Origin of the sequence: Actinomadura sp. NPDC048955 (assembly GCF_040649435.1) — a bacterium.
Taxonomy (GTDB): domain Bacteria; phylum Actinomycetota; class Actinomycetes; order Streptosporangiales; family Streptosporangiaceae; genus Spirillospora; species Spirillospora luteofluorescens.
The window spans coordinates 1-4,728 of the sequence record NZ_JBEZJI010000139.1; the positions used below are offsets into that span (position 1 = coordinate 1).

Genomic DNA, 4,728 nt, shown 5'->3' on the forward strand with positions numbered 1-4,728 from the left:
GTCCGCGTCGACGTGAACGACGCGGCGGGCGAGCGGTTCCGGCGCACCATCGAGCAGGGGCACGGCGACGAGGACATGGCCGCCACCTACCGCGCCAGCTTCGCTGGCTGAGCCGGAACGGCTCAGCCTGGCGGCGGATGCATGCCAGGTGCAGCGACGGGGTCAGGATGGCGGTGTGGGTGCTGGTGAGCAGTCCCCATGGATCGTGGGCCGACAGCCTGTAGAGGCGAGTTGAGTTGCTCCTGCCCAGGGGGAGCGTCGCAAGCGCGCCATCATGGGCGTAGGCGATGGGATGACCGCAGGGTGTTGTTCGTGCTGCACACCGGGATCGGGTGGGGAGTTGCTGCCGCAGGAATTGGGGTTGGAGTCGGGTATGACGTGCTGGCGGCTGGCCGAGTGACACTAGTGTTCTGCGCCTGAAATCGGTTGTATATGCGGAGGCCAGGGCGGACGAAGCAGCGTTTCGGTGACCGCGGCCGAGTGGGCGGAGATGGAGCGGAGGATGCGGGCCGCGGCGGACCTGTCCGGCCTCCCGGTCGGCGCGTTCGGCGATGGTGGCCCGATTTCGTGGCGCCGCAGTGACCGGCGGATCGCGGCCCCCGAGCTGTAGGCCTTGTCAGCGATCACCCGGTCGGGCCGGCACCCAGGACGACCCGAGCCGGCCCGCGGCACAGTGATCGCCGACAGGACCTGTGGAAAGGCGGTGCAGTCGTTGGCTCGGCCGGGCGTGACCACGATCGACAGCGGCAGGCCGCGTCCAACCACCGTCAGCTGAACCTGAGACCGGTCGACCGTGGCCGGTCGGGCTCCAAGTAGCACGTGCTGACCGACGGGCACGGCACCACGCTCGTGGTCGTTGACCAGCGGAAGCCGCGGGCGACGTCACCCAGCTGATGGTCGCTGCTGAGCAAGGTGCCGCCTATCCGCAGCCGGGTCGAACGCCCCCGGCGCCAGCCCGAGCGGCTGCTGGCCGACCGTGGGCAACGACCACGCCAAATACCGCCCCCTGGTCTGGGCCAAGGGCATCAAACCGGTCATTGCCCGCCGCGCCAGCCCCTACGGCTCGGGACTGGGCGTCCACCGCCACGTCGTCGAACGCACCATCGCCTTGCTGCACTCGTTCCGACGCCTGCGCATCCGCTGGGACACCCGTGACGACATCCACCAGGCGTTCATGACCTCACCGCAGCAGGATCGTGCGGGTTCATGGTTGGTCGAGGCTGCCAACGCCCAGACGAGCCCGGCGCTGGCGAGGCGGTCGACCGGCGTAGGCCTTGAGCGCGCGTGCGTCGGCGAACCGTTGGCGGTCGTCGCCGATCTCGGCCAGGACCCAGGCGCCCAGCTGATCGCTGAGTCCGGGGAGATTGGTGATGACCTGGTGGTCGGGGTGCTGGCGAAAGGCCTCAGCGACGGCCTCGGCGAGAGGGTCGGCGTTGGCGCATTCGGTGTCCAGGACGGCCAGGAATGCGCGGGCCTGCTCGCCCATTGCCTGTTCGACCAGCGGCGGGTGATGCAGTTGCGGGTGCCGCATGGCCTGGTAGAGCTGCTCGATGCCGCGTTGGCGGCCGGCCCAGCGCAGCGCCGCGGCGATGCGTGTGCGCGTCAGTTTGGCGGCGGTCGGGGTGAGAGCGATGGCCAGCACGGCGCGGGCCTCGCCGCCGGCCAGGTTGGTGGTGCGGCCGGCGAACGCGGCGAGGAAGGTGGGGAAGTACTCGCGCAGCAGCGAGCGCAGCTCGTTGGAGGCCTTGGTGCGCCTCCAGGTGGCGTCTTGGTGGGCGCGCCAGCACCGTGATGGCGCGGGCGAGTTCGGTGTCGTCGGGCAGCGGCCGGGGTGCGTGGGCGTCGGTGCGCTGGACTTTGGCCGATGTCATGGCATCGACGTGGTCGGACTTCTTGCGTGCCACGGTGTGGCGTTGGCGGTAGCGGGCGACGGCCATCGGGTTGATGAAGTAGACCCGGCGGCCGGTGCTGCGCATAGCGGCCACCAGCAGGCCGCGCGGCGTCTCGATGGCGACCGGAACCGGATCGGTCGGGTCGTCGCCAGTCGCCCCCCGTCGCGCAGCTGTCGAGAACTGGCCCCCGGTTCAACGGTCGTGGTCGAGGTGGTCGAGGATGCCGGCCAGGTGTGTGATAAATGCAGTGGCTCCGGTGAGACTGCTCGCAGGGGTGAGGGCGGTGTAGCCGACGACGGGCATGCCAGCGGCTTTCGCGGCGCGGACGCCGTTGGGACTGTCCTCGACGACCAGGCAGTCGTGCGGGTGGGTGCCGAACGCGGCGGCGGCATGGAGGAAAAGGGCGGGGTCGGGTTTGCCGATGCCGCCGACGTCCTGGGCGCTGAAGACCACGCCGGGGGGCAGCAGGGGGCGCAGGCCCGCCCGGGCGAGGGTGAGGTCGATCCAGGCGTGGTCGGAGGAGGACGCCAGGCAGTAGCGGATGCCGCGGCGTCGCAGGTCGGTCAGGACGGTGGAAGCACCCTGGACGGCGTTCAGTCCTTGCTTGAAGGCGGCAAACACCCGCTCGTGGAAGCGTTCGGTGAAGTCGGCGGGGAGCTTACCGCCGTATCGGTCGGCGACGACCGTGTGAACGGTGCGGGCGGCGTTGCCGAGGAAGTACCGGTAGGACTCTTCCAGAGTGAAGGGGAAGCCCAGTTCCGTATGGTATTCGGACAGCACGCGGTGTGCGGTGGGTTCGCTGTCGACGAGGACGCCGTCGTTGTCGAAGATGACCAGTTGGGGTTTCATGGGCTCTCCATTCGGGTGAACGTCAGGACGAGGGCGATCGCGAGGAGTGCGGCGCCGAGGAGGCAGAACGCGCTCCAGCCGCCGACCGTCCGCGGCGTCCGGGCCGAGGGATCGGGTTATCTCCGGCAGCAGGGGCTGGCAGTAGTAGAGGTTGGCGATCGTCAGCCCATAGGCCGTCGCGAGTAGCCGGACGGTCTTGCGGGAGACGGCCCGCGGAGGTCGAACCGTGGTCACCCGGACGACCCTAAGGACGTGATTGGGCCGCGAGTAAGATCCAATTTTATGGCGGATGAGTGGCCCAATCCTGGGATGGATCTGCATCTGGAACTGGACGTCGCCGAGGGGCGGCGGACAGGGCTGGAGCGGGCGCTGCGGGAGGCGGTGCGGTCGGGGCGCCTGGCGACCGGAACACGGCTGCCGGCGACCCGTCGGCTCGCGGAGGATCTGGGGCTGGCGCGGGGCACGGTGCGGGCGGCCTACGACCAGCTGATCGCCGAGGGGTATCTGACCGCGCGGCAGGGTTCGGGCACCGTAGTTGCGCTGCCGCCGCAGGTCGCGTCGGCACCTTCAGCCACGCCGGCCGCGGTGGAACAGCCGCGGCACGATCTGCGCCCAGGGAGCGCGGACGCGTCGGCGTTCCCGGCTTCGGTGTGGCTCGAGTCGTCGCGGCGCGCCCTGGGATCGGCTCCGGCCGACACCTTCGGCTACGGCGATCCGCAGGGCCGTCCGGAGTTGCGGTCCGCGCTGGCCGGGTACCTGGGACGAGCCCGGGGCGTGTCGGCCCACCCAGACTCGATCTTGATCACCAACGGGTACCTGCATGGGCTGACGCTGCTCGCCGCGGTCATCGCCGGGACGTTCGCGATGGAGGACCCCGGTGTCCCGATGCACCGCGAGGCGGTCCGCCGCACCGGCGCACGGGTGATCCCGCTACCGGTCGACGATCTCGGCGCCCGTGTCGACCTCCTCAGCGGCCTGGGCGCGGACGCGGTGGAGGTCACCCCGGCCCACCAGTACCCGACCGGCCGGACCCTCCACCCCGACCGGCGGCGTGCCCTGCTGGACTGGGCGCGCTCGTCCGGCAGCCTGATCGTCGAGAACGACTACGACGCCGAATTCCGCTACGACCGCAAGCCCGTGGGCGCGCTGCAGGGCGCCGCCCCCGACCACGTGGCCTACTTGGGAACGACGTCCAAGACACTCGGCGCGGCACTGCGGATCGGCTGGATGGTCCTGCCGCCCCGCCTGATCGCCCCGGTCGCCGACGCCAGACTGCACACCGACCACCACACCGAGCACCTCGGCCAGCTGGCCCTGGCCGACCTGATCACCCGCCACGGCTACGATCGCCACATCCGCACGTCCCGCCAGCGGTATCTCCGCCGCCGCGATCAGCTCCGCCACCACGTCGCAGGCTTTCCGATAGCGCTGACCGGCATCGCCGCCGGCCTGCACGCCCTGGCCCTCCTCCCCCCGGACGGCCCCACCGAGACCGACATCCGAACCGCCGCGCAAGCCCACGGACTCGCCCTCGGCTACCTGTCGGAGCGCAGCGAACTGCCCTCCACCCGCCAGGGCATCATCGTCGGCTACGGCCGCCCCCCTGACCACGCCTACGCCTCGGCCTTGGACGCCCTGAGCGCGACCTTCGCCGCCTGCTTCGCCCATTCCAGGCCGACCTCCCAGCCACAGGGGGCCTTGCCGGTATTCCTGCGAGGTTGAACGCAAAGGATCGAGGACCGATCGACGGTCAGCGGGGACGACGGCGGGCGGCTGGATCATCCTCGGCGGTCAGCTACCCGGTGGCGTGCAGTTCCTCAAGCAGCAGACGGTGCAACCGCTCCCACACCCCGGCCTGATGCCACTCGGCCAGCCGCCGCCAGCACGTCATACCCGACCCGAACCCCAGCTCCTGCGGCAGGAACTCCCACCGGATCCCGGTGTGCAACACAAACAAGATCCCGCACAGCACCTTGCGGTCGTCCAA

At 70.4% G+C, this 4,728-nt stretch carries 6 protein-coding genes and 1 pseudogene; 3 read left to right on the forward strand and 4 right to left on the reverse strand.

Features of this window, described 5'->3' with window-relative positions:
• The first annotated feature begins 466 nt into the window (after positions 1 to 466).
• Positions 467 to 610 (forward strand): hypothetical protein, encoded by a 144-nt coding sequence (locus AB0C84_RS45255; RefSeq protein ID WP_361078927.1) that lies wholly within the window; start codon positions 467 to 469, stop codon positions 608 to 610.
• Positions 611 to 613: 3 nt separating this feature from the next.
• The gene (locus tag AB0C84_RS45260) at positions 614 to 775 is read left to right on the forward strand and encodes a phage DNA packaging protein J (protein WP_361078929.1); all 162 of its coding nucleotides are present in this window, start codon (positions 614 to 616) and stop codon (positions 773 to 775) included.
• Positions 776 to 1,204: 429 nt separating this feature from the next.
• On the opposite strand, the gene AB0C84_RS45265 is transcribed toward AB0C84_RS45260, so the two are convergent.
• The 3 genes from AB0C84_RS45265 to AB0C84_RS45275 form a co-directional block, all read right to left on the reverse strand.
• Positions 1,205 to 1,486 carry a transposase gene (locus AB0C84_RS45265; RefSeq protein WP_361078932.1) on the reverse strand — a complete coding sequence of 94 codons (282 nt, stop codon included), beginning with the start codon at positions 1,484 to 1,486 and terminating at the stop codon, positions 1,205 to 1,207.
• Positions 1,404 to 1,976: a transposase gene (locus AB0C84_RS45270; protein ID WP_361078935.1), complete on the reverse strand. Its 573-nt coding sequence runs from the start codon at positions 1,974 to 1,976 to the stop codon at positions 1,404 to 1,406. Before AB0C84_RS45270 ends, AB0C84_RS45265 begins: the two co-directional genes overlap by 83 nt.
• Positions 1,977 to 2,084: 108 nt before the next feature.
• Entirely contained in the window at positions 2,085 to 2,741 is a 657-nt protein-coding gene (locus tag AB0C84_RS45275) for an HAD family phosphatase (RefSeq protein WP_361078938.1), read from the reverse strand.
• Between the two features lie 309 nt (positions 2,742 to 3,050).
• Between AB0C84_RS45275 and AB0C84_RS45280 the strand changes: the two genes are divergently transcribed.
• Positions 3,051 to 4,463 carry a PLP-dependent aminotransferase family protein gene (locus tag AB0C84_RS45280; protein WP_361078941.1) on the forward strand — a complete coding sequence of 471 codons (1,413 nt, stop codon included), beginning with the start codon at positions 3,051 to 3,053 and terminating at the stop codon, positions 4,461 to 4,463.
• 88 nt (positions 4,464 to 4,551) lie between these two features.
• On the opposite strand, the pseudogene AB0C84_RS45285 reads toward AB0C84_RS45280, so the two are convergent.
• A pseudogene (locus AB0C84_RS45285) lies at positions 4,552 to 4,728 on the reverse strand (transposase); the annotation flags it as partial.